Here is a 26,564-nt window from a genome sequence, read left to right on the forward strand (position 1 = left end):
GAAAAAGTGAGGGAAAGCGTGGAAAGGGAGAATATTTATAAAGGCAGTACATTTAATATGAAATGTCAGTATTGTGGGGCAGTGCTTAATCTGACCGATGAGGTGTGTCCGCATTGTGGCAGGAAGAATAGGGCAGGGGAAGCCTATAAAAAAGATTATGACAAATATCAGTCAAAAGTTAATACGGCGGAAAAATCAATAAGCGCACAGCAGCTGTATACAGTAAAAGTGCTTGTGCGTGGAGTGGCTATAGCGGTGCTTCTTGCAATGTTTATTGGTCTGGTGGTGTATATGCTTACACACGACTGGTATTTTATTAAGCAGAAAAATGCTGTTAGTGAATATGATACGGTGACAGCCACGTTAGACAGATATTGGGAGAATGAAGATTACTATGATTTCTTTAATTATAGTGACAGCATTAATATATCAGGCTGGTCAGATGGTCCGTATCTTGATTATCACCCACAGATAGAGGCTGCACAGATATACATATTTGTGAATAATTATATAAGTGAATATCTTGCCGCGGATAATATATTTTATAAGAATAAGGCACTGACAGATATTTGTGGTCTGCTGGATGAATTTTATGATTTGGATAACCTTCATTATATATATGGAAAGCTTGCGGTTGGAGATACGTCTGATGAGAAGGTAGAACAGATTTATAAGAATATGGATGCAATATTAAAGACATATTTTTATGTGAGTGATGAACAGGTGCAGGCTATAAGGACGGCGGATAGTACGCAAATCCAACTTATTATAGAAGAAAGTGTGAAAAATAAGTATGAATAATAAAATGAATGTGATATGTCCTTCGTGTGGCGCAGAATTTAATAAAAATCTCAGCCAGTGTCCATATTGTGGCAATTCCAATTATTATGGACAGGAAAAATCATATATGAAAGGACTGGCAGGACTTAGGCAAAGGCTGGCAGAACTTGCTGATATTAATAAAAAAATAATTGTAGAAGAGGCTGTAAAAGTGCTTGTCCTTGTACTGGCGGTTGTAATCATACTGGTGGCAGCTATATTTTCTGTAAAAGCAATTGACAGACACAACGAAAGCATTGCCGTTAATAATATAAGAAAAGAGATAATAGATGGAAGATAAGTATTATACAGAAAGTCATAAAAAAGCCATAGACAGGTATGATAAAGATTTCAATAATACAGAAAAGAATGTACATAATAAGGCGGACAGTAATTCAAAGAAAGCTTACGCATTTGCAATACCCGCAGTTGTTATTGCACTGCTTCTTATAGCATTTATTGGTATTGCATTAACTGGCTCTGTAAAAAAGGCTGTAAAGAAATCAGCAATAACGAATAATTATACAGAAATAAGTAATAAAATATATTCATATCTTGATAGCAGTAGTTATAAGGAATTATCGGATTATAGTGATGAGATAGATGCTCTTGATAATAAAGCATTTGATAAAGAATATTCGGTTCTTATGGGTGTAAGATATTATGTGTGGTCAGTGGGATTTATGAATACTAACGATAGTGATAATTATAATCTTACACAGTCAGATGTGTCTAATCTGGCATATTATCTTTCGCAGTTTTACTACTATACACAGTTATCGGCATATAAAGATAAAGAAGTAACTATGACATCAGACAATGAAAAGTATCTTAACAAAATGCGGGAAGATATGGGAGTACTGCTTAAGAAATATTATCACATTACAGATGAGGATTTAGAGGCTATTGATACATTTTCAAGCGCACGAATTGAGCAGTGCCTTATACAAAGAGGATAGATGTGAAAATGGATTTTTTATACGCAGGATTTATGTTTGTATACATTTGACACAAAGCCGATATGCGCAAAATGTGCGCAGGAATGAGGATTATTATGAAGAAAAGCAGATTAATTATTATGGATATAATTATTGTAATTCTTGTTGTTCTTAATGCTGCGATGATAATAGCGGTAGCAGAGAATTATAATGATCAGAACAGGACATATAATACACGCTGGTTTATGAACCTGTATAAGAATGATGAATATGGCAGGGCAGTAGATTATGCCAGCAGGGATAAGATTGTGATAGATAATATTCAGGACAATGAACTGGATGAAAGCATAGCGGTTGCAGAGTATTATAATGCGGAATTTTATAAAAATGTATATAAGACAATGGGAAATACGCAGAAGCTAAAGCAGATGGAGGAGCAGTCTGATATGGCATTAAAGAGAATGGGAAGCCTGTCAATATTAAAGCAGAAGATAGATAGTATAGTCAACGTACCTGACAGGCAGACTAAATAATAAAGTAATAGAATAATAAGGCAATAAAGTAACAATATAATGAGATATTGAAGATTATTATTGATAAATCTATGTATAATTATTAAAATAACAGATAGAAGTAATAAGGCATATATGCTGAATTAATAAATTAACCACGAGGTGCAAAAGGAGAACGATGGCAGATAATATAATAGAATTAAGACATATTAGTAAAGTATATAGTGATAATGGATTTAAGGCTGTAGACGATTTTAATCTTGAAGTAAAAAGAGGAGAGTTCGTCACTTTTCTTGGACCATCCGGATGTGGTAAGACTACTACATTAAGAATGATAGCAGGATTTGAGATGCCAACAAGTGGAGAAATACTTCTTAATGGAGAAGATATATCACAGCTTCCAGCTAACAAAAGACCAATTAATACGGTGTTCCAGCGATATGCTTTATTTCCACATATGAATATATATGACAATATAGCATTTGGACTTAAACTTAAAAAGCTGCCAAAAGAGGAGATTAGAAAGAAAGTAAAGAGAGTTCTTGATATAGTTGACCTTGAGGGGTTTGAGAATAGAAAGATATCTACCTTATCAGGTGGACAGCAGCAAAGAATTGCAATTGCAAGAGCCTTGGTTAATGAGCCGGAAATTCTTATGCTTGATGAGCCGTTAGGTGCACTCGATTTGAAAATGCGTCAGGAAATGCAGATTGAATTGAAGCATATGCACGATGAACTTGGAATTACATTTATATATGTAACACACGATCAGGAAGAAGCACTTACAATGTCTGATAAGATTGTTGTTCTTTCAGAAGGCAGGATACAGCAGATTGGTACGCCTGAGGATATATATAATGAGCCGCAGAATGCATTTGTAGCTGACTTTATCGGTGAAAGTAACATTTTCAAAGGTATTATGACAGGACATATGAAAGTAAGATTTTGCGGTGGTGAATTCATAGGAATGGACGATGTTCCAGAGGGTACGCTTGTCGATGTTGTTGTAAGACCGGAAGATGTAATTATAACTAAGCCAGAGGACGGAATTATTGAGGGCGAAGTTGTGTCGGTTATATTCAAAGGTATGCACTATGAGGTTACTGTTGAATCGGGCAAGTACGAAATGGTTATAAGAACGACCAAATGTTATTCTGTCGGTGAAAGAATTGGTATGAAGCTTGAGCCGGACGGAATTCATATTATGCTTGCTGAGGACCATACAACAAGCTTTGTTACTAATATTAATAGTGATTATACACTTGATTTTAATGGCAAGGTTATTAATTGCGATTTAACAAAAGTTATTCCTAAATCAAGTATGAAGAACAATGTTTTAGTTGATGAGAATAATGAGGCTATTGATACGGCTAAGTTAAAGGTTATGGTTTCAATCCAGCCATATGATATAAGAATGAGTGATAATGTGGAGGAAGGTCTTGTATCTGGACATATTATCAACCTTATCTATAAGGGTGACCATTACAGTTACGTTATAAGAACAGAATATGGACACGACCTTATTGTAGATGATGAGTACCTGTGGAATATGGACGATGCTGTAGGGCTTGTTATGCTAGAAGACAAGATGAAGTTCCAGTTAAAAAAGTAAGTAAAGGGAAAGGAATTAATAAAGATGAATAATGTATTATCGCGTAAGCAGCTTGGAATTCCTTATGGGATATTCCTTTTATTATTTGTTGCAGCCCCTTTGCTTGTATTGATATATTATGCATTTACCAATGGACAGGGACAGTTTACAGTAAGTAATCTCTGTAATTTCTTTACAGATCCTAACACACTTGGAACATTGTGTTACAGTTTTGCACTGGCATTTGTTGTAACTATAGTGTGTCTTTTAATAGCGTATCCGGTTGCATACATACTTGCACAGAGCGAGATTAAAAGAAAAGCAGTTATTCTTATGCTTTTTGTGCTTCCAATGTGGATTAACTTTACACTTAGAATTACAGCACTTAAGGAAGTTCTTTCATTAATAGAAGGTAATCTTGCATTTTATCCATTTATTAATACAGTTATTGGAATGACTTACGATTTTCTTCCATTTATGATACTCCCATTATATACAACATTATCGAAAATGGATAACAGCATTATAGAAGCAGCAAATGATCTGGGGGCTAATAATTTTCAGACATTTATAAGGATTATATTGCCATTATCTGTACCGGGAATTATAAGTGGAATATCAATGGTGTTCCTGCCAGCGATGACTAATTATGTAGTGCTTGATATGCTTTATAACAGTACATATATTATGGGTAGTCTTATAGGAAGCTATTTTAGTGCATACGACTGGAACAATGGTTCAATGATAGCACTTATACTTCTTATAATTATATGTATAATCAGTCTTATATCAGCAGACAGCGATAATGAAGGTTCAGGACGCAGGCTGTAGATATATGTGATGGGAAAGAGGACAGGTATGTTTAAAAAATGTGTTAAATATGCAATTATCGGTCTTGTACTTATATTTATGTATGTTCCGATTCTTATATTAGCAGTATATAGTTTTACAGATTCACCTAATATTGGAGCTATTCATTCATTTTCGTTCCATAATTATGTGACATTATTTACAACACCAGAGCTTATAGATATGATTATAGGTTCAATTGCACTTGCAATTGGAAGTGCGGTGCTTGCTACAATACTTGGAACAACAGGTGCAATTGGAGCATTTTATTCTAAGAAAAATGTTAATGGTACAATGTCAGTTCTTAACCAGATACCAGTTGTTAATGCCGATGTCGTGACAGGTTTTTCATTATGTATTCTTCTGGTTGTTGTATTCGGGGTAAGCAAGAATACTTATATTCCACTTGTAATAGGACATACAGTGCTTAGTGCACCATTTGTATATCTTGCGGTTGTTCCCAAGTTAAAGCAGATGGACCCAAGTCTTTATGAGGCTGCACTTGACCTTGGAGCAACACCGGGATATACGTTAATTCATATTATTATACCTCAGATTGCATCAGGTATTATATCAGGATTTGTTATGGCAGTTACTTTATCACTTGATGATTATTTTGTGGCGACTTATACGAAACCGGCAACATTTGATACAATAAGTACATATGTTGTTAATGCAACAAAGGGTTCGCAGACTAATATTAGGACTGCATTATGGGCATTATCGACAATTATATTCCTGATTGTAGTTATAGTTGAAGTTGTTATGAATTTTGCACCTATAAAGAATGAAGCCCAGAAGGAGAAACATTAATGAATAAAAATGTGATTATAGATATTACATCTTATATCAGACATTTGACTAAAATGGTTATAAAAGTTTCGCTTGCTATGATTTTGGCTGTTGAAATGCTGTCTGGAAGTATAACAGGAGTGTGGAAAGGATTTAATTCTACTAAAGCAGAGGCGGCAGATAACGATACAATTACACTTAGAATATGTAACTGGGAAGAGTATATAGATGAAGGCGGCTGGAACGCTGATGAAACAATAGATCTTGAGAGCACAGATATCAGGGGCGATAATTCTATGGTTGATGATTTTGCTGAATGGTATTATAAGACATATGGCAAGAAGGTTAATGTCGAATATAGCTGTCTTGGAACTAATGAAGAACTTTACAATATGCTTACATTAGGTGATGAGTACGATTTAATATGTCCTTCAGAATATATGTTTATGAAGCTTATGACTGAGGGCTGGCTTGAACCATTTTCTGATGAATTCTACGACACAGGAATCAAAGAGAATTATTATGCAAAAGGTGTTTCACCATTTATAAAGCAGACTTTTGATAATAATACAATCAATGGTGAACCTTGGAGTAAATATGCTGCTGGATATATGTGGGGTGTTACAGGTATTATATATAATCCAGAAGATGTTACAAAACAAGAGGCATCGACATGGAAGATTATTAATAATGATAAGTTCAGACGTATGATTACTGTTAAGGATAATGTAAGAGATACTATGTTTGCGGCAATTGGTGCAATCAAGTCTGATAAGTTAAGGTCACAGGATTTTATCAGGCAGGCAGATTATACTGATAAGCTGGCAGAGGAGATGAATGACACATCAAAGGATACAGTTGATGAAGTATTAGAATATCTTCAGCAGGTTAAAGATAATGTATATTCATTTGAAACTGACAGTGGTAAGATTGATGCTATTACAGGTAAGATCAGTGCTGGCTATCAGTGGTCAGGTGATGCTGTATACATAATGCAGCAGGCAGAAGCTAATGATGTCGAGCTTAATTTTGCTATTCCAGAAGAATGTACTAATATGTATTTTGATGGCTGGGCGATGTTAAAATCAGGAATTAATGGCAATTCAGAAAAGAAGAAGGCAGCAGAAGCATTTGTTAATTTCGTATCTATGCCAGAAAATGCAGTAAGAAATATGTACTATATTGGCTATACATCAGTTATATCAGGTGGTCAGAGTCCTGTTATATATGATTATTTAAAATGGAATTATGGTCTTGAGTCACTTATGGAAGAGGATGATACAATAAGTGAGGCTGATGCAATAGATTATTCTTTAGGATATTTCTTCTCAGGAGTATCTAATGATTCAAGATATATATTAAGAACATCTAAGGCGCAGACAGAAGGAATGTTGTCAGCACAGTATCCAACGGAAGAAGTAATGCATAGAAGTGCTATTATGCAGTATTTTGATAATGACGAAACAGCGAGAATTAATCAGATGTGGATAAATGTAAGATGTTTTAATATTCATAATGTACCAGTCTGGGTATGGATTGCCGTAGCCGCTGCTATCGTAGCTGTTATAGTACTAAGAATTGCGGATGTCATAAGACATAAGAAAATATAAAGGTATAGGATATTCTTAGAGAGAATATTATTATAAAAATTATTATAAAAACAGAGAATAGAAAGATGTATATTGGAGGAAAAGCTCCGGTTATACTTTCTATTCTCTGTTTTGATTTTATTATTATGCAACATCTTGAAAGATATTGTGTGTGACAGTGTAGTTATAATTTTAAGAAAAATGCACTATATCCCGGTAATTCCAATCCATTATTTAGCTGTATTTCACTATTGGTTATAAGATCATATGCTTTGTCACAGCCCATATTAAATGAGGCAGAATAATTGTAGTCAGCAGCATTTATTGCAACAAGTACACGCTCACTCTGCCACTCTCTTAAGAATACACATTGTTCATTAGTGAGGACTATAGATGAGAAGTTACCATATTGTAATGCTGGTGATGTCTTTTTAGCATTGGCAAGCTTTGCAATCCAGTCAGATAATTCATTAAAGACAGGTGTGTCAAAGCAGGCTCTTAAGGCAGGGTCACCATCTTCTTTACGTCCAGTTGCACCCCATTCACTTCCATAATATACACAAGGTATTCCTGGCATACCAAAAGCAAGAGCATATATTAAAGGAAGGTGACGGATGTTATTCAGTATGCTTGCAACTCTTGTGACATCGTGATTGTCAACAAAAGATAATAAATGTTTACCTTTGTATAGTGTCCAGTTCTCAGGTCCGAACTGCCTTAAAAGTGAATGGTTAATTTCAAACATATTCATTGAATTAAAGCTTGAATAAAGACCCTTGTAGCACTCATAATTAGTAACTGAATGAAGCATTTCGTCGTTCATAATCTGGTTATAATCGCCGTGCAGTGTTTCTCCTAACAGGAAGAAGTCTGGTTTTAAGCTGTCACAGAAGCTTCTTAATCTTTTAAGAAAATCGTGATTGAGGCAGTAAGCAACATCAAGTCTTAAGCCGTCAATATCAAATTCCGTAACCCAGCCTTTGATAGCATTAAAAATATGCTGTATAACATCTTCATTATACAGGTTAAGCTTTACAAGGTCATAACAGCCTTCCCAGCCCTCATACCAGAGCCCGTCATTATAATTAGAATTACCATTAAAATCTATTCTTGCAAACCAGTTGATATAAGGGGAACTTTCCCTGTTCTTTAACACATCCTGAAAAGCCCAGAAGCCTCTGCCAACGTGATTAAATACGCCGTCAAGAACAACCTTTATTCCTTCATTATGAAGATTATTGCACACGTTGGCAAAATCTTTATTAGTACCAAGCCTTGTGTCTATCTTTGTATAATCTCTTGTATTATATCCGTGAGTGTCAGATTCAAACACAGGAGAAAAATATATAGCATCAGCACCTAATCTTTTAATATGTGGTATCCAGTCATTAACCTTTAAAATGCGGTGGTTAAGCACACCATCATTCTCAAAGGGTGCTCCTGAAAACCCAAGAGGATATATTTGATAAAAAACACTTTCGTAAGCCCACATAGCAGCCTCCATTTATATATTTATATATATATTAATCGGCATTTTCTTCTTTATCAACAACCTTAATAATATTCTTTTTCCACATTATTCTGGATGAAATTATAGCAACTTACAATACAAAAGAATAATCGTTTATACATTGTCAGTTATATATTTTTTTGATATAATAATTATAATTTTATTATGGTAGAGTGTAAAAGTTAAATCATTACTGATATGCTTAGATTATGTATTGAAAATATGCATAGCAGTCAGGATGGATTAAACATAACAGCCAACGGATAATACAGCATACTGAACGGAGAAAAGCCTATGAAGAAAAATAAGTGGTATACAATAAGCGTGTTTATAATAATATGTGTATTGCTGAATCTGGCAGGAAAGTGTATTGCTGGGTATTTCAGGCTTCCATTATGGCTTGATTCACTAGGTACAGTTGCGGCCACTTATGTATGCGGACCGGTATGCGGTGTTATCGTTGGAATTACTCTCAATATTCTTTATTCTATAATATATTCGTGGACATATGCCTGTTATGCCATAGTAAGTGTTTCTATAGCAGTTGTTGCTGGAATTTGCATAAGTAAGGATTATATGAAAACACTGCTTGGTGCACTGACATCAAGCTTTTATATTGCACTTGTTTCGTGTTCTATTTCCGTGATTTTTAATTATATGTTTTTTAATGGTTATACCAATAATATATGGGGTGATGGAGTTATTGAGTCGCTTTTAGGAATAGGATTTAATGATTTATTAAGTCACGTTGCAGGACAATTTTATATTGATTTTCCTGATAAGATCATAACTGTGCTTGCACTCTATATATTTGTAAGGTATGACAAGGGAAAGAACAGATTTGATAAAAGGATAATGACAGCCTGTATATATATCGGGATAGCTGCTATGGCAGCAGTACAGCTTATAGAAGTTAATACACCTAAGTGCGTGTATGCAGCTTTTGATAACAGTAGGAATAACCAGAATAATATAGAAGAAACACCGGATTATAATACTTATCTGCAGACAGTTTACGGAAGAGAAAACGGAATACCAGGCGGCTGTGCCAATGATATAGCACAGACTAATGATGGAATACTATGGATAGGAACCTATGGTGGTTTATACAGGTATAATGGTACAGAGTTTAAATGGGTGGATGAATATGCCTCTGTTAAGACTGTAAACTGTCTGTATAAAGATGAAGAGGGCAGATTATGGATAGGAACCAATGATGGCGGCGTATCGATAATGATTGATGAAACAATCATAAATGTTGTATCAGAAAAGGAGGGATTATCAGCTGATTCCGTAAAGTGTATAACACAGGGTTCTGATGGTGATTACTATATTGGTACGACAGGTGCTATGTCAATAGTTTCTCTTGCAGATGGATTAACAGTTAAAAGCTATATAGATGATATAAAATATGCTGTAAGTGCAGACTCTGATAAGAATGGTAACATAGCAGTTGTCAGCGATAATGGACAGCTAAGTATTGTAAAAAATGCAGCAGTTATTTCAGAATATAGTGCATCAGATGGTGGAAGATATGCAACGTGTTCATTTGATGATGCGGGTATGCTTTATGTGGGAACATCAAAAGGAAATATAGATAAATATGAATATGATTTATATAATAACGCTTATGTACTTAAGGAAAGTGTAAGCTGTAATGAGCTTAATAATATTAAAGAAATATATTTTGTAGATAACACATTAACAGAAAATGGCACACTTTTTGTATGTGCAGATAATGGTATAGGATATTATGACAGCAAGAATCAGTTTATAAACATTGATACAGGCAGCTTTAATAATTCAATAGATCATATGACAGCAGATTATCAGGGAAATCTCTGGTTTACATCATCAAGACTTGGGCTGTTAAGATTAAGCAGATCAGCGTTTACACATCTTAATTATGAATATAATGATGAAAATCTGGTTGTAAACACAGTGACAATGTGGAATGGAAATTATTATATAGGTACAGATAGTGGAATTGCCGTTTCATATGCAGCTGCAGGCAGTATTACAGCTGATAGTTATTATATTCAAAAGTTGGACAGCGATTTAAATGAGCTTGTGAATAAACTTGTAAAAGAGCTTGATAACGTAAGAATAAGGTGCATAACAACGGACAGTAAAAATAATATGTGGATATGCACAACAGGCAAAGGAATATATGAGGTTACATATAGTGGTGAAATTATAAGATATGATGAGAATAACGGACTAAGTGGAAACAGATACAGGACTATAACAGAGTTAAGTGATAATACAATGCTTGCAGCAGGTGATACAGGACTTAGTTATATTGTAGATGAAGCTGTCACCGGAAATATGGGCTATTCCATGAAAAATAGTAAGGTTTTATGTACTCTTGAAACAGATATACCAGATTATGGAAGAGTAATACTTGCAGGAACAGATGGCAATGGAATAGAAGTTATTAGTGATGGAAGAGTAATAGATAATTATGATAAGGATGATGGTCTTAGCTCAGCGGTTATATTAAGAATGGTAAAGGATGCTTCTGGCGAGGGTTTATTCATAGTAACAAGTAACAGTCTGTGTTATATGGATAAGACAGGCATTATAAGAATATTGGATAATTTTCCTTACTATAATAATTACAATGTAGTTAATGGGAACAATGATAATCTTTTTGTGCTGGGCTCAGCCGGAATATATGTTGTTGATAAGAGTGCCTTACTTTCTGGAAAAGAACTTGATTATAAGCTGCTTAATGGGGATTGCGGACTTGAAAATGCATTAACACCAAATGCATGGGATTATATTGATGTGAATAATAATCTGTACATGTCAACAGATGATGGTGTAATGATAGTCAATCTCAATGATTATAGTGCCAGAATAAGATCATATCGTATACAGATGAAGTCCGTAAAGGTAGATGGAGAAAGTCTCCGGGTAAAAAGAGGGGAAGAGCTTTATATTGACAGCAAAGCACAGATGATAGAGATGTTCCCAGAGATTATAAACTATTCTGTTAATACACCTTATGTAAGCATATATCTGGAAGGGTATGATGCCGAACCGAGGATAATATTGCAAAGTGATCTAACTAATATAATATATATGAACATACCTGTAGGCACATATACATTTCATTTGTCAGTTCTTGATGAAAATGGCAGGGTGCCAATATCTGAAAACACATATACAATTATTAAGGAAGCAAAGATATATGACTATTGGTGGTTTAAGGTGTATATGGTCGGAATATTTGCACTTACAGTTGCATATCTTACGTGGATAATATTCCATACACAGATTAAAAGAACCCTTGATTTTCAGAAGAAAGAGCTCGAATTCGTAAAGAAACAGCTTGAGATGGGGAACGAAACAGTTCTTACTATTGCAAGGACTGTTGATGCAAAGGATGTTAATACAAGCCAACATTCACTAAGAGTATCTGAGTATTCAGTTATGATAGCAAAGGAGCTTGGATATAGTGATGAAGAATGTGAAAACCTTAGAAAAGCGGCATTGCTTCACGATATAGGAAAGATAGGTATTCCAGACAGAATACTTAACAAACCGGAAAGACTTACAGATGAAGAGTATGCCATTATGAAATCACATGTTGAAAAAGGAGCAGAAATACTTAAAAGCTTTACTCTTGTAAATCACGTTGAGGAAGGAGCACTTTATCATCATGAGAGATATGATGGAAAAGGATATATGCATGGTCTTAAGGGTGAAGAGATACCTCTTAATGCAAGGATTATCGGAATAGCGGATGCATTTGATGCTATGACGGCTAACAGGGTGTATAGAAAGAAGCTTGATAAGGACTATGTTTTAGGGGAAATACGAAGAGGCAGCGGCACACAGTTTGACCCGGAGCTTGTGGATATTATGCTTAGACTTATTGATAGTGGCAGGATAGACATTGATAATCTGTATAAGGATGGTGAAGCAGATGAAGATAAGTAATATTAAGAAAATATCCGGCAGGGTATTGTCTTATATAGTAAGCAGGGAGAGTATCATAACTCTTATAACATGTGTTGCAGTAAGCATCATCATAGGTGCCTGTATGGTTTATTCAAGAAAAGATGAAGATAAGAGCATCAAGGTAGGGATAATATATGTAGGTGATGCAAGTACTGCATATACAGACAATTTCATAGAGGCACTTGCTGACATTAAGGAAGAGTATGGCGATAAGGTAGAAGTTATGCATATGTATAATGTTGCCGAGGGAACAGAAAGAGAATATCTTGAAAGACTTGTAAATGCAGGCTGTAATCTGATATTTTCTACAAGCTATAACTATGGTGAAACAACTAAGGAGCTGGCTGGCAGGTATCCAGATGTGCAGTTTTGCATGGCAACCTGCTCTAATGCTAATGAGGAGCCATACTATGCTAATTATCATACATTTATGGGTGCCATATATGAAGGAAGATATGCAGCAGGAGTCGCGGCAGGCATAAAACTGAAGGAGCTTATATCAGAAGGGATAATAACAGAAAATGAGGCTAAGATAGGATATGTTGCAGCGTATCCTAATGCGGAGGTTATATCAGGATATACAGCTTTTTTGCTTGGAGCAAGATCAGTTGTGGGGAATACTACCATGACGGTAAAGTACACATATAAGTGGAATGATTATCGTACTGAAAAGAAGTATGCAAGAGAACTCATAAATGAGAAGTGTGTTATTATATCACAGCATTCAGATACAGCAGGACCAGCGACTGCCTGTGAGGAAACATCCTCAGATGTACCTGTTTTTAATGTGAGCTATAACCAGAGTATGTTTGATGTAGCACCAACTACATATCTTACGGGGTGTAAGATTAACTGGAAGCCATATATGAAGGCTGCCGTTGATGCAGTTCTTAATGGAAAGGTGGTAGAAAAGAACATCAGAGGTAATATACATGGTAATGATGTGGGAGCCGGCTTTGATGAAGGCTGGGTTTCAATGCTTGAGTTTAATGATATTGTTGTGGCAGATGGCACTAAGGAAATGGTAGCAGATGTTATCGAGCAGTTTAAGAAGGATAGGCTTACTGTGTTTAAAGGTGACTACATAGGCGTAAATACTGACAATCCAAATGATATCATAGACCTTAGTGAAGGCTTTGTGGAAAATAAAGACAGCTCAGCACCATCGTTTAACTATATATTAAAGGACATTATTACGATAGAGTAAAAATACATTATTACGCATTATTACAATAGTACATTATTACGACATTATTACAATAGAGTAAAAACACTTGACTGTACAGCTTTTTATATGGTAGAATATGCAGGCTTTAAATGGTTTTATTGGAAACGAAACATCCTCCTGGATGATAACGAACAACACATTGAGTTAAGTTATCATTAAGGAGGATTTTTTTTATGCCCAAAAACAAATTTCAGGACGTAGTATTCACAATTATTATGGCAGCTATTATGGTGTACGGGATGGTTGTTTATAATATAGCTCTTAACACAGGAACAGTTGATGGAACAACTTTTATTGCAGCATTACACGAGTTACCAATAATGGTGCCAGTTGCTTTCATTCTTGAGTTCTTTATAGTTGGAAGGCTGGCAAGGCTGCTGGCATTTACTGTTATGAAGCCAACAGACAGACCACAGTTTATCACATATGCAATATCTATATGCATATGCTGTATTATGTGTCCTGTTATGAGTCTTGTTGCAACAATACTTTTTAAGGAACCATCTTTTGGTATGTGGGTTAAGACATGGGCTATGAATTTCCCTATGGCAATACTTTATCAGATGTTTTACTGTGGACCATTTGTACGTCTTATCTTCAGAGCAATATTTGAAAGAAAAGACAGCAGGCAGAAAGAAGCCATAGAAGCATAATTCCTGCTGCGTTAGTACAGCATTTATTGAGATATTTAGTCTGGTGATATTATCCAAGGTATGAGAAAAGCATAACTACTATGCCTAGTATAACAAGTATGACTCCTGTTGCACGGTTAAGTGTTTCAGGAGTAGCTTTGTTTGCAAAGATAGCTGCTATTCTTGCCCATATAAGTGTAAATACGATACATAATAGCCACACAGTTATATCAGGTATTCCACCAATCGCAAAGTGTGATACAGCGCCTGTGAGTGCTGTAAAAGTCATAATAAATACACTTGTTCCGACAGCAGTTTTCAGCTCATATCCAAGAACAGAGGTAAGTATAAGCAGCATCATCATACCACCGCCGGCACCGATGAAGCCACATATAAAGCCGATTAATACGCCGCATACAACTGATTGTATGGCACGTTTCTTAGCAGACACACCCTCCATGGCTTCCTTTGTAGTCATAACAGGTCTTATGATGAATTTAATTCCAAGAAGAAATGTCATAAATACAGAGAAGCTGCCCATTGTAGCTGATGGAACAAGGCTTGATACATAGCTTCCTACAACAGTGAATATAAGAACACTGACCATCATAATAAGTCCGTTTTTAATGTCTAGATTCTTGTTTTTTCCATATGTATATGCTGATATGGCACTGGCAAGCACATCAGAAGAAAGTGCAATGCCGACAGCCATATAAGGATCCATTCCTAAAAATGTAATGAGCATAGGGCTGATTACAGCAGCGGCACTCATACCGGCAAATCCAGTACCAAGACCGGCACCCATACCTGCAAAAAAAGTTACAATAATAGTTAAAAATAATGATGACATAATTTATATACCTCCTTGTTTTGCGAAGCAAAATGCGACTGCCCATGCAGGAGCAGAGGTATTTACCTCCTTGTTTTGCGAAGCAAAATGCGACTGCCCATGCAGGAGCAGAGGTATTTACCTCCTTGTTTTGCAAAGCAAAATGCGACTGCTCATGCAGGAGCAGAGGTATTTACCTCTTTTCTGTGCACAATTCTAATAAAAATAGTTTGGTGTCAGGTGCACACCGACCCTAGTTGTCTTCAAGTATCTTATCAAGATTAGCTTCTATCTGTTTCATACCCGAAAAAAAAGCCTCTTTAGTGGCAGTGTCCATATTATCAAAAAGATGTTCAAGAAAATCTTTCTGTAAAACCTGACCTTCTTTAATTATTTCCTCTGCCGCAGGTGTGCATATGAGCTGTGTTTTCCTTCTGTCACCTTTGGTTTCTTTTCGTATGATATAACCATCACACACAAGCCTGTCAACATTGACAGAAACAAGATTAGCTTTGATTTTTCTTACCTCCACAATATCTCTTGCAGTTGTATATTCTGGATTATTTGCAAGAAACATAAGAATATCGAAAGCTGTCTGTGGAAGATTAAACTTATGTAAAAGCGGTTTGCATACTGAGTTATATGCAAGATTGATTTTTTGTGCGAATTCAATTCCTGAGTTCATAAGAGAATCAGCCTCCTTATAATAAAATATAAATTACAAAAATGAATATTTCAAATTTGAAGCATTATAACACGTTTATATTGATAAGTAAAGAGCGTAAATGCAGTTTTTAGCTTTGCTTTATTTATTAGCTTTTTAATGTTTTTTATCTTCAATATAGTGCATTTCATAATGACGGGTGCTATACTTACTTACAACAAAAATATGCGCACACCTGACACAGACTCGATATGCGTAAAAACACGCAGAAATGGAGACTAGTGTGAAAAATAAGATTTTTCACACGCAAGAATGGAGGATTATTATGAAAATATTTTTTTATGCCCTTAGGGAATATGATGAGAAGAAATATGTTGAGAAATTCGCAGAGCAGTATTCATTTGAGTATGGTTTTACATCAGATTATCCTTCAATGGATAATGTAGAACTGGCTGAAGGCTATGATGCAATATCAATAATAACCAATCCCATGTACCCAGAAATACTTGATGCATTTCACAAGAAGGGAGTTAAGTACATATCAACAAGAAGTATAGGTTATGAGCATATTGATATTAAGTATGCACATTCAATAGGTATGAGAGCAGCCCACGTAGTGTATTCACCAAATAGTGTTGCGAATTATGTGATTATGCTTATGCTTATGGCCTGCCGCAATATGCCTTGGATAATGAAAAAAGCGGATTGTCAGGACTATTCATTAAAGGGAAAAGTCGGAAAAGAATTATCAACATCAACAGTAGGAGTAATAGGAACGGGTAATATAGGTAAGACGGTGGTTAAGCATTTATCTGGCTTTGGATGCCGTATATTAGCATATTCATGTTATGAGGATGAAGAAGTAAAGAAGTATGCAGAGTATGTAAGCTTTGATGAGCTTCTTACGAATTCAGATATTATAACATTACACGTTCCTGGAAATGCTGAAAATACACATCTTATTGATGAGGCAGCATTTAAGAAAATGAAGGATGGAGTAATAATAGTCAATACAGCCAGAGGTCTTATAGTGGATACACAGGCACTTATAGCTGCATTAAAGAGTGGAAAGGTAGGATTTGCCGCACTTGATACTTTTGAGGGAGAGGCAGGCTTATACTATCTTAATAAGGAAACTGAAAAGCTTGATAATGACAATATGGCAGTTTTAAAGAGCTTTCCTAATGTAATACTCTCACCTCATATGGCATTCTATACAGAGCAGGCGGTGTCCGATATGGTTGAGAATTCAATAAAGGGAATACTAGGCTTGGAAAATGGTGACAATAGTCTGGAGGTTATGTAGTTTTAACAGCCGGATGTGATAAGGGTAAAAATGAATTCCTGAAATTTTGTTTTTGGCATAGTAAGCCCTCCTTATAAAAATAATAAAAAGTTTCATATAAACACAAAAATGTCGCCTATCCGTCTGACAATGGATAAGCGACATTTTATGTCATATTTATTTTATCAAGTATTGGTAATTTGACTTGCTATTTTGTGTTGGTGTATGTAGTAAAATAGTGTATAATTATTAACAAGATATGAATGTGAAATGCAATTATGTTATTAGGAGGAAAATGATATGAAGTGGGGAATTCTGGCTACAGGTAATATTGCAAAAAAATTTGCATCAACTATAAATCAGATGAGTAAGGAAAATGAACAGCTTGCAGCAGTAGGCTCACGGCACATAGATAGTGCAAAAGCTTTTGCCAGGGAGCATGACATTCCACGATATTATGATTCTTATGAAGCATTGGTAAATGATCCTGATGTTGAGGCTGTTTATGTAGCAACACCGAATAGTCTGCATTATGAGAATTGCAGACTTTGTCTTGAGCATGGTAAGCATGTATTGTGTGAAAAGCCATTTACAATAAATGAGAAACAGGCACAGGAGCTGTACAGGCTGGCAAAGGATAAGCATCTTTTTATTATGGAGGGATTATGGATATGGTTTCTGCCATTGTATAATCGTCTGCGTAATATCCTGATTCAGGGAACAATAGGAGAAATTAAACATATTTCCTGTCAGTATGGATTTGTTGCAACGGGTGCCAGAAAAGAGCGTAAATTTAACTCTGCACTTGGTGGAGGTGCTCTGTTGGATATAGGAATTTACAATCTGGGATTTTTGCGTATTGTTACAGGGTGTGATCCGCAGAATGTAGAAACTACAAAAGTACATATTAATGAGAATGGAACAGATGATTACAGTTGCCTCAAACTGACATATAATGATGGATGTATTGCAGAATCAGTCCAGACAATAGGACAGGAATTGAAACGCGATGCCAGAATTGAGGGAACAAAGGGAAGTATATATTTGCCGGATTTCCAACACGCAAAGACCTTGATACTTGAGGTGGATGGTAAAGAACCGGAAACAATCGAGTGCCCGGTTGATATAAATGGATTTGAATATGAGATTCGTGAAGCAGGCAGATGTATAGCATCAGGAAACAATGCCAGTGCTATTTATACACCGGAAGACAGTATTGCACTTACAAGGCTGATGTATAATATCCGTATGAGCTGGAATATGATATTTGATGGTGAGATACAGGCATAAAAATCATGGCAATTGCTAAAATGGGAAAACTTGTTGAAGTTGATATAAGAAAGCTCTGGGAGCATGAGCAGTATGATTTTTCTAAATGGCTTTCAGATAAAGAAAATCTGGAACTACTTAATGATGCCATTGGGCTTTCATTAACAGAGGTTGAGACAGAAGTATATGTCGGTGCTTACAGATGTGACTTGGTGGGAAAAGATGAGGTTACTGGTGAAAAGGTTATTATTGAAAACCAGCTGGAAGCTTCAAACCATGACCATTTGGGGAAAATTATTACATATGCGTCAGGACTTGATGCCAATGTAATTGTATGGATTGTAAAGGAAGCGAGAGAAGAACACAGAAGTGCTGTAGAATGGCTTAATAATAATACATCTACAAATATTAACTTCTTTCTTATTGAGGTTCATGCATACAAAATTGGCGATTCTAATCCGGCTCCTATGTTTGAGGTAGTCGAAAAGCCTAACGGCTTTATTAAAAATGCCAAAAATCAGTCGGGTTCTTCGGATCTTAATAAATCGCAGTCTGAAAGACTTGAATTCTGGACGCAGTTTAATGATGTTATAGTGGAGCGGGGAAAGCCATTTAAGATTAGAAAGGCTTCTACGGATCACTGGTATGATATTGCCATTGGAACTAGTGTTGGACATGTTGCTCTTAATCTGGTAAATAAAGAAGGCTGTGTTGTTGTTGAATTGTACATAAATGATGATAAGGAATTATATGATTCTCTGGAATCGCAAAAGGAAGAAATAGAAGCAAAGCTTAATCTTCCATTGGAGTGGCGCAGACTGGATGATAAGAAGGCTTCAAGAATAATGCATAAGATTTATGGACTTAATTTTGATGATCATTCAAATTATGGTGAATTAATGAATGAGATGATAGACAAGGCGGTTAAGTTTATAAGTGTATTTAAAAAATATATGAAATAAAAAAGAAAATGAGTGTCAGCCGTTTGGATTTGAAAAGGATCAAATGGCTGATTTTTTATGTCAGGAGGTTTCTATTTGAATTACTGTTATTATTTTTTATGTTAATATGAAAATAGAAAGAGCAGAACTTGAAATGACATTAATTGACAAATTACGACAAAAAAGAAAAAAATATTTGTTTATGTGGTATAATATTTCAGAAGCAATAATGTATAAACTAAACGGATAGGAAACGGGGGCTATTTTTTGAGAATACTGTTTTGTAACATTGCATGGATGGATTATTATAAGGGAATTGTTCCGGGAAAAGATGAGCCAAAAAACGGAGGTTCATATGTAAAGGATACGAAAGATGCACATGAAAAGTATAATTTTAAGCCGGAACTCTTAAAACTAAAGGGATTCCCGGAAGGTGAGTATTGTCTTGGATTTGTGGAGACGAAAAGTACAAGTGCAGGAAAAAGGAACCAGCTAAATATTGAAAAGATAGAGAGCTGCAGTGATCTTAAAAATGATACAGAAGTTGATGATGTGCGGGTTGTGTACTGCGCATTATATCCGGACTCTTTTGATGAGGAAATAATTAATGCAAAGAAGAATATAATTATTAAAATTCAGGAAGCATTTTTAACTAGCGGGATATCTGATGAATTATTTAAGGTGAAAGATGTACCCTTACATGAGATAGGATTTAGTGTCAGAGTCGAGAATGCACTCAGGCGTTCCGGAATAAATTCGTTAAAATAATTGGTTCTCTGTTCCAGATGTGATTTATTGAGGGTAAGAAATTTAGGGAAAAAAGGAAGGGCAGAGCTTGAAGCACTTCTTTTGGATAAGTATGGGGTTACTTTAAGAGAAGGATTAAAAATTTAGTGCTTAAAAAGACATGATAACAGTTCTTATACTATAAAGGCAGTATATGTATGGGAAAATCGGTATTGACCGAGCTCTTTGAGCGAGGGATACTTCTTGTCCGAAGGGCAAGAAGGTGTAACTGAGAATACTTAGATCAATCGAAGTTTTTAGGGCTAAAGCCAATATAAATAATACTAGACAGGTTTGTCCAATAGCGTAAATACGGCATTTTCTCGCTTTGTGTCGTGTTATGTTTAGTAGAATAATATTACTCTGTCAATGAAAGGAGGAAACAGTATGGATCAGAAAAAGATTGGACGTTTCTTAAAAGAACTTAGGAAAGAAAAGGTTATTACACAGGAACAGCTTGCCGAAAAGATAAAAGTTTCAGGCCGAACGGTTTCTAGATGGGAAACAGGTGTTTGAGTTATAATAGGACCAAGTTAGATGAAACCCAGTAAAATCAAGGGGTTATGCCTAATTTAGTCCTTATTTTTATACCAATTTAGCGGTAGATAAGGCAGCGCTGTTATATCAAAACCGAAAATCCAAGTCAGTATCACAGATGTCCGCAATCAGTCTGAGAGTGAATCTGTGTGCTTAGATTAGGTACAATTTTATATTAAAACATTTAGTGAGGACTAAATTAGCACTTGAGATGGAATATTCCATCAGCTGGTTTGGTCCTCTATTTATTTGAGAGGAGTGGTCGAATGGGCAAAGTGTTAATTTGGTTCGTAATCATTATTAGTACAGTGGTTCTCTACTGTCTTATGAAAGTTAAGGCAGAGAGTGATGAACTGTATTTAGATAAGGTTTTTTATGATGAAAACAGTATATCATATGCGTTCATGCATTGAAAATACTGTTCAGTTAAGAAATGCTGTATTTTTTTGGTGCACTAATGCGTAGAAAGCAGGTGTATGATGAGTTCAAATCATTTTTTTGTGTATGACAAAAAGACAGATTGCATATCTGCCTCATAATGCAGTATAATGGTAACGAGATTTATGCAACCCGATACATGAAATCCCTATTTCTCTTTGGACGGAGGTGAATAGGATATTTTCGATTGTACCTGACAGGTGTCAGATACTTTTGTATGAGAAGCATGGTCTCTGTTTCGTTACCACCGTGTTTGAGATACGCCCTGCATATGTTTACTGCGATGGCGAAATTAATTTTATAGATGTGTTTGGTATTTTTAGATTTTTTTACCATAGCGTGAGAAGTCACTAATTCACAGAAATTATACAGAATCATATGGGCATTGATTTCCTGAAGGATTCCATCATATTTGCTGCTGTGCCAGTTGATCAGACCGATGGTGTATTTGAGTTCACGGAAGCTTGTTTCCTCGCTCCAGCGCATCCGGTAAAGTTTATTGATTTCTTCCAGAGGAAGTTCTTCTGAAAGATTGGTGGCAATACAGATATAGGTTCCATTATCAAGGCGAACACGTACAATACGGAATTCAATATCGTAATACATGCAGTTTTCATCAAGAAAATCAAAATCGGTAGAAGGCTGAAGTATGGTATAGGTGTTAGGATTCCCCAGTGTTTCTTTCGTATGGCGTCTGGTAAGTGTTGTCCTTATATGAGTATCAAATTCGCTGTCAGGCAAATCATAAGAGGAAAGGATACCATTACTGTTGATATCCTTCATGCGGATAACGAAATACATTCCCTTCCGGATCAGGTGTGCAAAGGTATTAAAACTTTCGTAACCACTGTCTGCCATAAGGATGGTATTATTACAATACTTATGAAAAACATCAGATCAGTGCAGTAGATATGCATATAGAAAATCTGGATAGTGATAAAATGATTTGTTATCCAGTAATTCAAGGAGAACGAATCAACTATCAAAATAAATAATGTTTTGAAATCAGGGATGAGGTAGAAAGGAAAGTTCCATGACAAAAGATGAAGTAAAAAAACTCAGGATGAACAGTCCGGAATCACTACAGTTTTTAAATAATGCTACAAAATTTTATAATTTAATGATGATGTATCGTTGTGCTATTCGGGAGATACAAACTAAACTTGAGGTTTTGGATGATGAATTTTCAGTTGAGAACAATCGAAATCCTATTTCTTTTATAAAAACAAGAATTAAGCAGCCCAATAGTATTTACGATAAACTGCAGAAGATGGGATATGAGTTTACAACAGAAAATATACAGACATATCTCAATGATGTAGCAGGCGTTAGAATAGTTTGTGCGTTTATTGACGATATTTATATGATATCAGATTTGATTACCCAACAGGATGATATTAAAGTTATTGAAATAAAAGATTATATAAAAAATCCAAAATCGAATGGTTATCGAAGCTATCATATGATTGTTGAAATACCAGTATTTTTTGCTAAGGGTAAAACACCTATGCGTGTAGAATTACAGATTCGAACCAATGGTATGGATTTCTGGGCAACATTGGAACATCAACTTCGCTATAAAAAAGGAATTGAAGAAATGCCTGGCTATGATGAGATAAGTGAAGAATTACTTCATTCTGCAAGAGCTATCATTGAAGCAGATAATGAAATGCAGAGAATAAAAGACAAAATTGGTATGTTCTACGAAATTTAGGGAGAAAACTGAGCAAGTAGGAAGGTGGAATATATATGAAACAAGATACTTTAGAGGGCAAAGCAAAAACAAAAAATGGGGTAAAACGGCTGTGTTTTTCCATAATCTGCATTCTTCTGGAAGTGATTTTTATTATTACTATCGTAACACGCTTGAATGAATATGCAGAAATCATAAATTTATTTACAAGGATTTTGAGTGGGATCTTGGTTTTGGGATTGTACGCATCAAATAAGACATCCTCTATGAAAATGCCTTGGGTCATCTTAATTCTAATTTTCCCAATTATGGGTGTAGGCCTGTATTTGCTGATTGGTTTGAATGGTGGCACACATAAAATGCGTGAGCGATATGCAGAAATTGATAGCAAATTGTTACCAATGCTTCCGGACAGTCAGGAGTGTTTGAGCAGAATAAAAGAAACAATTCCGAAAGCAGGAAATATAGCAAGTTACATACAAAGAAATTCGCAGTATCCAATCTATCAGAATACGGATATTGTGTATTTTGATGAAGCAGTGAAAGGATTAGAGGCACAGCTTAAGGATTTGGAGAAAGCACAGAAGTTTATCTTTATGGAATATCATGCGATAGAAGACGCTGAAGCATGGCATAAGATTCAAGATGTTCTGGAAGAGCGAGTAAAAGCAGGTGTGGAAGTTAGAGTACTCTACGATGATATGGGTTCTATAGGCTTTATTAACACAGATTTTGTGAAAAAGATGGAGGCAATAGGAATTCATTGCCGTGTATTCAATCCGTTTATGCCAGGTTTAAATCTGTTTTTGAACAATCGTGATCATAGAAAAATAACAGTTATTGATGGAAAAGTCGGATTTACAGGTGGATATAATCTAGCAAACGAATATTTTAATTACACACACCCGTATGGACAGTGGAAAGATACAGGTATTCGTTTAGAAGGAGATGCTGTTCAGTCGCTTACGGTGACATTTTTGGAAATGTGGAATGCAGTAAGTGCTAAGGATGCTAATGATCCTGATTTTAGTAAATACCTTTTCCACTATGATTATGCGGCACAGCAAACTGGGTTTGTTCAACCTTATGCAGACAGCCCTGTGGATAATGAACAAGTAGGAGAAGAAGTTTATATCAGTATGATAAATAAAGCTGAAAAATATTGTTGGTTTATGACTCCGTATCTAATCATAACAGATGAAATGACGCATGCGTTATGTCTGGCTGCTAAGCGAGGGGTAGACGTAAGAATTATCACACCTGGTATCCCTGATAAAAAATTCATTTATAATATAACTCGTTCTTTTTATCATGGATTAGTTAAACATGGTGTTCGTGTTTATGAGTGGACTCCTGGTTTCTGTCATGCAAAAATGAGTGTGGCAGATGACTGTATGGCAACTTGTGGAACAATTAATCTGGATTATCGAAGTTTATATCACCATTTTGAAAACGGCTGTTTTATGGCAGATTGTCAGGCAGTTGTGGATATAAAAAATGATCTGATAAGAACGATGGGAGAATGTCGTGATGTGACAGACCAATATCAAACCGGACGAAGTGCATATTTGCGACTGGGACAATTATTTATGAGATTATTTGCTGGATTGCTATAAGAATCTGATGAAACGACCTTTCAAAAAACAGTTGATTTAGAAGTTAACTGTTTTTGAAAGGCCGTTTTTGCTATATCTAACAGTCTGTTGTACAAAGAAGATTTTGCATGGATGAAAAAACAAACCTTGTTGAGGTTAAATTGAGTTTTCCATTGTATTGTATTGCTAATGAATAAGAATAAGAACAGACAATGCTGAATGCTCTGGAAACAAGAATATCTGAGTATAGTATGTAAGTTCGTAACAGAATGAAAGGAGCGATTCAAATGGGCAATTTGGAAAATTATATGAAACGGCAAGCAATTTTTTGTGAACAAAATGATAGCATTAGTAAGAATCTGTATTCAGAGTATGGTGTAAAAAGAGGCTTACGAGATGAAAAAGGCCAAGGTGTGTTGACGGGGCTTACAAATATTTCTGATATAAAAGCTTTTGAATATCATGATGGAGTAAAGAGTCCATGTGATGGCGAGTTATCTTATCGTGGTTATAATATAAAAGATTTAGTAACAGGAAGTAAAGGAAAAAGGTTTGTCTTTGAAGAAGGAGCATATCTTCTTTTATTCGGAGAATTGCCAACTGATACACAGTTAATGGAATTTCAGGGAAGACTATCTGATTGTATGGAACTACCGACTAACTTTACCAGAGATGTCATTATGAAAGCACCTACATCAGATATTATGGGTTCTATGACTCGAAGTATTCTTACATTGGGCTCTTACGATAAGGAGAAAGAAAGTCTTGAAATTCCGAATGTGCTAAGGCAGAGTATGCAGTTGATCGCAGTATTTCCTATGTTAGCAGTATATGCATACCATGCTTATTGTCATTATGAAAAAAACGAAAGTATGTATATTCATAGACCTGAAAAAGATTTATCTATTGCTGAAAATTTCCTGCGCCTATTAAGACCAGATACAAAATTCACAGAACTGGAAGCAAGAGTACTGGATATAGCATTATTGTTACATATGGAACATGGTGGTGGTAACAATTCTACATTCACTACACGGGTAGTAACATCTTCAGGTTCAGATACTTATTCTGTTATTTCAGCAGCAATGTCATCCTTAAAAGGAAAAAAACATGGCGGTGCAAATCTGATGGTAATGAATATGATGGATGATATTAAAAGTCATGTGAAAGATTATGAAGACGAAGAGGAAATTGCATCATATCTGAGTAAGATTTTGAAGAAAGAGGCGTTTGATCAGAAAGGACTTATTTATGGAATGGGACATGCTGTATATTCTATTTCCGATCCGAGAGAAATGGTGTTCAAAGGCTTTGTAGAACAACTCGCAAGGGATAAAGGACGTGAGAAAGATATGACCCTTTATAACAATATTGAGAAGATTGCACCTAAGTTGATTGCAAAGCAGCGTCAGATATTCAAAGGAGTAAGTCCTAATATAGATTTCTATAGTGGTTTTGTGTATGACATGTTGAATATTCCAAGAGAATTGTACACGCCATTATTTGCGATAGCAAGAATTGCTGGTTGGAGTGCACATCGCCTGGAAGAATTGATAACTACAGATAAGATCATTCGCCCGGCATATAAGAGTCTAGTCAGCAAAAAAGAATATATAGAAAGAGAGGAACGATAATATGGGAGCAGGAACCAGTGCAGAGGAGTTTTTTTTAAAGAGCATCAATGTTGAAAGCATATTTGAATTTGTCGAAAGAACAGATTATTTGTTCCTTTATAGTATAAAGGAATGTGTTGAAAAATCAGACTGTCATGAAGGAGTATATCTTTCAGAAGTGGCAGAATACATGAAATTATCGATTCCAGAAACATCTAAGATGGTAAAAAGTCTTGAAAATAAAGGATATATTATCTGGAAATTAGATGAGAAAAAAGAAAGAACGTACCTTGTTTTGACGAACAAGGCAATTGAATTAAGTAATTGTCAGAAAGAAAAAATGATAGAAGCTTATGAAAAAATCATATCGAATATACAAGAAGATGACCTGGCAGTTACACGGTGTACATTGAGAAAAATCCGACAGCTTATGGAAGAAATAAAATAGTGATTAATACAACGGAGTAAGAAAAGCTCCTTCATAT

At 35.4% G+C, this 26,564-nt stretch carries 24 protein-coding genes; 20 read left to right on the forward strand and 4 right to left on the reverse strand.

All coding sequences use genetic code 11. The features are described from left to right. Positions 1-18 precede the first annotated feature (18 nt). The 8 genes from C7390_RS04595 to C7390_RS04630 all read left to right on the forward strand — a co-directional run bounded on the left by C7390_RS04595 (position 19) and on the right by C7390_RS04630 (position 7,111). Positions 19-801: a zinc ribbon domain-containing protein gene (locus tag C7390_RS04595; protein ID WP_022501698.1), complete on the forward strand. Its 783-nt coding sequence runs from the start codon at positions 19-21 to the stop codon at positions 799-801. Further along, positions 794-1,120 carry a hypothetical protein gene (locus tag C7390_RS04600; RefSeq protein WP_022501697.1) on the forward strand — a complete coding sequence of 109 codons (327 nt, stop codon included), beginning with the start codon at positions 794-796 and terminating at the stop codon, positions 1,118-1,120. Before C7390_RS04595 ends, C7390_RS04600 begins: the two co-directional genes overlap by 8 nt. After that, positions 1,110-1,778, forward strand: coding sequence for a hypothetical protein (locus C7390_RS04605; protein WP_022501696.1), 669 nt, complete (start codon positions 1,110-1,112; stop codon positions 1,776-1,778). The genes C7390_RS04600 and C7390_RS04605 overlap by 11 nt, the downstream gene beginning before the upstream one ends. Before the next feature lie 95 nt (positions 1,779-1,873). Next, on the forward strand, positions 1,874-2,290 hold the full coding sequence (locus C7390_RS04610; RefSeq protein ID WP_116443684.1) for a hypothetical protein: 417 nt from the start codon (positions 1,874-1,876) through the stop codon (positions 2,288-2,290). 157 nt (positions 2,291-2,447) lie between these two features. Beyond that, positions 2,448-3,881, forward strand: coding sequence for an ABC transporter ATP-binding protein (locus tag C7390_RS04615; RefSeq protein WP_022501694.1), 1,434 nt, complete (start codon positions 2,448-2,450; stop codon positions 3,879-3,881). A 24-nt stretch (positions 3,882-3,905) separates the two neighbouring features. Beyond that, entirely contained in the window at positions 3,906-4,691 is a 786-nt protein-coding gene (locus tag C7390_RS04620) for an ABC transporter permease (RefSeq protein ID WP_022501693.1), read from the forward strand. A gap of 27 nt (positions 4,692-4,718) precedes the next feature. Beyond that, positions 4,719-5,522, forward strand: coding sequence for an ABC transporter permease (locus C7390_RS04625; protein WP_055306494.1), 804 nt, complete (start codon positions 4,719-4,721; stop codon positions 5,520-5,522). Further along, positions 5,522-7,111, forward strand: a complete 1,590-nt coding sequence (locus C7390_RS04630; protein WP_055306495.1) for an extracellular solute-binding protein — start codon at positions 5,522-5,524, stop codon at positions 7,109-7,111. Before C7390_RS04625 ends, C7390_RS04630 begins: the two co-directional genes overlap by 1 nt. Positions 7,112-7,274: 163 nt before the next feature. On the opposite strand, the gene C7390_RS04635 is transcribed toward C7390_RS04630, so the two are convergent. Next, positions 7,275-8,582, reverse strand: coding sequence for an alpha-amylase family glycosyl hydrolase (locus tag C7390_RS04635; RefSeq protein ID WP_116443685.1), 1,308 nt, complete (start codon positions 8,580-8,582; stop codon positions 7,275-7,277). Between the two features lie 312 nt (positions 8,583-8,894). On the opposite strand from C7390_RS04635, the gene C7390_RS04640 reads away from it, so the two are divergent. The 3 genes from C7390_RS04640 to C7390_RS04650 all read left to right on the forward strand — a co-directional run bounded on the left by C7390_RS04640 (position 8,895) and on the right by C7390_RS04650 (position 14,450). Next, entirely contained in the window at positions 8,895-12,548 is a 3,654-nt protein-coding gene (locus C7390_RS04640; protein WP_116443686.1) for an HD domain-containing phosphohydrolase, read from the forward strand. Beyond that, positions 12,535-13,776 (forward strand): BMP family ABC transporter substrate-binding protein, encoded by a 1,242-nt coding sequence (locus C7390_RS04645; protein ID WP_318295558.1) that lies wholly within the window; start codon positions 12,535-12,537, stop codon positions 13,774-13,776. Before C7390_RS04640 ends, C7390_RS04645 begins: the two co-directional genes overlap by 14 nt. A gap of 194 nt (positions 13,777-13,970) precedes the next feature. Next, positions 13,971-14,450 (forward strand): hypothetical protein, encoded by a 480-nt coding sequence (locus tag C7390_RS04650; RefSeq protein ID WP_055306499.1) that lies wholly within the window; start codon positions 13,971-13,973, stop codon positions 14,448-14,450. Positions 14,451-14,499: 49 nt separating this feature from the next. On the opposite strand, the gene C7390_RS04655 is transcribed toward C7390_RS04650, so the two are convergent. Beyond that, positions 14,500-15,279 carry a sulfite exporter TauE/SafE family protein gene (locus tag C7390_RS04655; protein WP_022501686.1) on the reverse strand — a complete coding sequence of 260 codons (780 nt, stop codon included), beginning with the start codon at positions 15,277-15,279 and terminating at the stop codon, positions 14,500-14,502. A gap of 232 nt (positions 15,280-15,511) precedes the next feature. Then, positions 15,512-15,943, reverse strand: a complete 432-nt coding sequence (locus C7390_RS04660) for a MarR family winged helix-turn-helix transcriptional regulator (RefSeq protein WP_022501685.1) — start codon at positions 15,941-15,943, stop codon at positions 15,512-15,514. Positions 15,944-16,247: 304 nt separating this feature from the next. Between C7390_RS04660 and C7390_RS04665 the strand changes: the two genes are divergently transcribed. The 5 genes from C7390_RS04665 (at position 16,248) to C7390_RS04685 (ending at position 20,719) form a co-directional block, all read left to right on the forward strand. Further along, the gene (locus C7390_RS04665; RefSeq protein ID WP_055306502.1) at positions 16,248-17,228 is read left to right on the forward strand and encodes a D-isomer specific 2-hydroxyacid dehydrogenase family protein; all 981 of its coding nucleotides are present in this window, start codon (positions 16,248-16,250) and stop codon (positions 17,226-17,228) included. A gap of 279 nt (positions 17,229-17,507) precedes the next feature. Next, a complete protein-coding gene (locus C7390_RS04670) occupies positions 17,508-18,497 on the forward strand; it encodes a Gfo/Idh/MocA family protein (protein WP_116443688.1) in 990 nt (329 codons plus the stop codon). Positions 18,498-18,502: 5 nt separating this feature from the next. Beyond that, the gene (locus tag C7390_RS04675) at positions 18,503-19,438 is read left to right on the forward strand and encodes a DUF4268 domain-containing protein (RefSeq protein ID WP_055306504.1); all 936 of its coding nucleotides are present in this window, start codon (positions 18,503-18,505) and stop codon (positions 19,436-19,438) included. A 246-nt stretch (positions 19,439-19,684) separates the two neighbouring features. Continuing rightward, positions 19,685-20,185: a hypothetical protein gene (locus C7390_RS04680; protein WP_318255876.1), complete on the forward strand. Its 501-nt coding sequence runs from the start codon at positions 19,685-19,687 to the stop codon at positions 20,183-20,185. A 405-nt stretch (positions 20,186-20,590) separates the two neighbouring features. Further along, positions 20,591-20,719 carry a helix-turn-helix transcriptional regulator gene (locus tag C7390_RS04685; RefSeq protein ID WP_055175224.1) on the forward strand — a complete coding sequence of 43 codons (129 nt, stop codon included), beginning with the start codon at positions 20,591-20,593 and terminating at the stop codon, positions 20,717-20,719. 582 nt (positions 20,720-21,301) lie between these two features. Here C7390_RS04685 and C7390_RS04690 read toward each other — a convergent pair. Then, positions 21,302-22,042, reverse strand: coding sequence for a transposase (locus C7390_RS04690; RefSeq protein ID WP_456362872.1), 741 nt, complete (start codon positions 22,040-22,042; stop codon positions 21,302-21,304). 169 nt (positions 22,043-22,211) lie between these two features. Here C7390_RS04690 and C7390_RS04700 point away from each other — a divergent pair, with 169 nt between their 5' ends. The 4 genes from C7390_RS04700 (at position 22,212) to C7390_RS04715 (ending at position 26,527) form a co-directional block, all read left to right on the forward strand. Then, positions 22,212-22,892, forward strand: coding sequence for a GTP pyrophosphokinase (locus C7390_RS04700; RefSeq protein ID WP_012740929.1), 681 nt, complete (start codon positions 22,212-22,214; stop codon positions 22,890-22,892). A gap of 35 nt (positions 22,893-22,927) precedes the next feature. Next, entirely contained in the window at positions 22,928-24,487 is a 1,560-nt protein-coding gene (gene cls / locus C7390_RS04705) for a cardiolipin synthase (protein ID WP_055306506.1), read from the forward strand. A gap of 266 nt (positions 24,488-24,753) precedes the next feature. Next, complete coding sequence (locus C7390_RS04710) at positions 24,754-26,100, forward strand: citrate/2-methylcitrate synthase (protein ID WP_055306507.1); 1,347 nt, start codon at positions 24,754-24,756, stop codon at positions 26,098-26,100. Between the two features lies 1 nt (position 26,101). After that, positions 26,102-26,527 carry a MarR family winged helix-turn-helix transcriptional regulator gene (locus C7390_RS04715; protein WP_006858455.1) on the forward strand — a complete coding sequence of 142 codons (426 nt, stop codon included), beginning with the start codon at positions 26,102-26,104 and terminating at the stop codon, positions 26,525-26,527. The last annotated feature ends 37 nt before the right edge of the window (positions 26,528-26,564 follow it).

Source organism: Bacteroides galacturonicus, assembly GCF_003096855.1.
Classification (GTDB): domain Bacteria; phylum Bacillota; class Clostridia; order Lachnospirales; family Lachnospiraceae; genus Lachnospira; species Lachnospira rogosae.